Origin of the sequence: Acinetobacter sp. ATCC 27244, from assembly GCF_000156555.1 — a bacterium.
GTDB lineage: Bacteria > Pseudomonadota > Gammaproteobacteria > Pseudomonadales > Moraxellaceae > Acinetobacter > Acinetobacter haemolyticus.
The window spans coordinates 1-214 of the sequence record NZ_GG666020.1; the positions used below are offsets into that span (position 1 = coordinate 1).

The window sequence follows — 214 nt, forward strand, 5'->3', positions numbered from 1 at the left end:
GGCTTTGTTGCACAAACCTTTTAAAGGCTGATTTCACCAAGTCTTACCAAATTCAAGGCACAACTTGGGTGTGAGGTCGGCCTAATTCTGTAAATTTATTTAAAATGGCTATACGGGCATGTACCTCATTGACTTGGCTTTGAAAGCTCCTAGCACTGAGTTTATCACTTAATAATTTGATGCAATGCATCTTTGTTTCCACCAAACTTCGGCG

1 pseudogene is annotated in these 214 nt (G+C 40.2%); it reads right to left on the minus strand.

What is annotated here, in order from left to right:
• Nucleotides 1-52: 52 nt before the first annotated feature.
• Nucleotides 53-214: pseudogene (locus tag HMPREF0023_RS16435) on the minus strand (IS5/IS1182 family transposase); the annotation flags it as partial.